Raw genomic sequence first — 2,648 nt, forward strand, 5'->3', positions numbered from 1 at the left:
CCATCACCCCCAGGAGGGGCTCCAGGAGCGAGCGGGACAAGAGCCGCAAGGCCGAGCCGGTGTGGGATCCGCACACCCACCCGGGCTCATGGAGGGCCATCTGGGCCTACTCCAAGAAGCGCGCCGCCAGGGACAACCAGACCCTGACCGCCCAGGCCAACCGCGCCCGGGCCATCCGTCGCCGGCGAGAAGCGCCCTAAGGGCACGCGGTTTGTCACTGTCCATCAAGGCGATCAGGTCCTCGATGAGGCATCCATCACCAGGGCCCGTTCCCTGGTCGGGCTCAAAGGCTACGCCACCTTTCGTTCCGTCCCGCCTGATGGGCGCCGGTGAGGTCGTCTCCTCGAATCACGAGCTGTGGCACGCCCGGGCAGTCCTTCGCCGATGAGCAAGCACGACCTGAGAGCCCGCCCCGTCTTCCACCACACCCGCGATGCCATCGAGGCGCACCTGACCGTGGTCATGGCCGCCCTGGCCATCGCCCGACACCTCCAGGACACCACCGGGATCAGCATCAACCTCAACGGCCACCACCTCACCGCCGCCGACCCCCTGACCCCCGAAGCCGAAGAAATCCTCACCGCCCTGAGCATCCCAACAGGGCACTAAAAACTGTGCAACTCAGGTTCGACTTCCCTGGGACGCACAATATGCTGCTCACGATAACCTTGCTGACGCCCAGTAGTCGAACAGCGGATATCTTCAACACCGCCCGAGAACCGCCCGCCCACGTGTCTGCCGACAGGAACACTCCTCATGACCGATACCAGCGCAACCGACGCACCCCGTTCAGCAACTGCAGTACCCCCTTCTGCGACCGCGGGCCGCTTCCTGCACTCCCTGACGCCCATGCGCTCACGCGACCCGCACGAGGAGCACCGGGTGGCCACCACCCTGGAGCTCCTCTACGACCTGACCCTGGTGATCGCCTTCGGCGTCAACGGCGTCCAGATGGCGCATGCCCTGGCCTCCGGGCATGTGGCGGCGGGGCTGGCTGCCTTCGGCTTCGTCCAGTTCTGCACGATCTGGGCCTGGATGAGCTACTCCAGCTTCGCCTCCTCCTACGACACCGACGACTGGGGCGTGCGGTCGGGAGTCGCGGTCCAGATGGTGGGCGTCATCATGATGACCACGGGCATCCCCGCGCTCTACGAGGGCTTCGAGCACGGATGGCAGCTGCACTCCGGCAACATAGTGGTCGGGTACGTGGTCATGAGGGTCTCGCTGGTCGCGCTGTGGCTGCGGGCCGCGCGGGCCAACCCGGACCAGGCCCGCGCCTGCCGGATCCACGCCCTGTGGATCGCACTGGCCCAGGTGCTGTGGGTCGGCACGCTCTTCGTCCACCTCAACGCCCTGTCGCTCTTCATCGTCTCGGTCCTGCTGTTCACCATGGAGTTGGCGGTGCCGATGCACCTCGTGCGCCGCTACGACCACATGGGCTGGCACCCTCATCACCTGGCCGAGCGCTTCGGCCTGTTGACGATCATCACCCTGGGCGAGGTGCTGGTGGGAACCGCGCAGTCCGTAACCACTCTGTACACCGAGCACGGCTGGTCGGCCTCCGCCGTGGTAGTCCTGGCCTCAGGAGTCTCGATCGCGCTAGGACTGTGGTGGGTCTACTTCGAGGTGCCCTTCGGCCAGGTCCTCCACAAGCACCCCACCAGGGCCGTGACGGTCGCCTACGTCCACTTCATCCTCTTCGCCTCCCTGGCAGCGATCGGGGCGGGCCTGCACGTCGCCGCCCTGCGCGAGGAAGGACACGCAGTGATCTCGTCCACCGGCGCCGTCCTGAGCGTCGCAGTACCCATGGCCGTGTTCGTCATCATCCTGTACGCACTCGTGGTCGCGGTGAACCTGCGCGCCCTGGGGCGCATCTACCAACTCATGCTGGGCCTGACCATCGCGGCCCTGGCCGGGTCGGTGCTCCTGTCCCTGGCCGGCGTCCCCTTCGCAGCCTGCCTGGCAGTCATCGTCCTGGCACCATGGATTAACGTGGCCGGCGTGGAGACCGTGGGGTCTCGGGATATGCACAAGCGCCTGGAGGTCGATGCATAGACCGCCGATTCATCGCACAGCCCTACGAATAACCGCACAAGCCCACCAGCCCACCGACACAACCGCTCCCGTCCCGAAGGACCCGCAGCACCCCGCCTGACCAGCTCTTCTCAGCGCTGCCGCCATCCGCGCCGTCCGGCGAAGGATCCCCGTCGGGAGCATTGGCGGGAGGGATGAGCCCGGCTCTTCTGGATTGCTCGAGGTATTTCCGATACAGGCAGTCCAACGCCTCGGCCATATCGACCCGGTTATCCACTTCCAGCACGGTGAGCTGCTCATTGGAAGACGGGTCGGGCACCGGCCCCACAGCGGGCGGCAGGTCAGGACGGCGCAGCCGCCTCTGCTCCGCCAGAAGGTAGGCGCACTCGACGGATGACAACGGCATGGTGTCCATGGTCAGCGGCGTCGGCGGGAAGCCCTCTATCTTCGAGATGAGCCAGCAGTAATAGCGGCGAATGGGCCGTAGATGCTTCCATCCTGAGTTGCACGGGTTGGGGTGGTTTGTGTTTCAGGGTGGGGTTTTTCGTTGGGATTGTGGGGGTGGGGTGGTCGTTCCCGGCTCACCGCAACACCTTGTACGCGTCCCTGGGCCG

The 2,648-nt window shown here is 66.1% G+C and carries 2 protein-coding genes and 1 pseudogene; 2 read left to right on the forward strand and 1 reads right to left on the reverse strand.

From position 1 onward, the window contains the following. A pseudogene (locus FK267_RS13870) lies at nucleotides 1-609 on the forward strand (IS1634 family transposase); the annotation flags it as partial. A 147-nt stretch (nucleotides 610-756) separates the two neighbouring features. Then, nucleotides 757-2,055, forward strand: coding sequence for a low temperature requirement protein A (locus tag FK267_RS12870; RefSeq protein ID WP_141407443.1), 1,299 nt, complete (start codon nucleotides 757-759; stop codon nucleotides 2,053-2,055). A 22-nt stretch (nucleotides 2,056-2,077) separates the two neighbouring features. Here FK267_RS12870 and FK267_RS12875 read toward each other — a convergent pair whose 3' ends face one another. Next, nucleotides 2,078-2,440, reverse strand: a complete 363-nt coding sequence (locus tag FK267_RS12875; protein ID WP_232622419.1) for a hypothetical protein — start codon at nucleotides 2,438-2,440, stop codon at nucleotides 2,078-2,080. Nucleotides 2,441-2,648: the final 208 nt, after the last annotated feature.

This window comes from Actinomyces oris (assembly GCF_006546825.1).
Classification (GTDB): Bacteria; Actinomycetota; Actinomycetes; order Actinomycetales; family Actinomycetaceae; genus Actinomyces; species Actinomyces oris.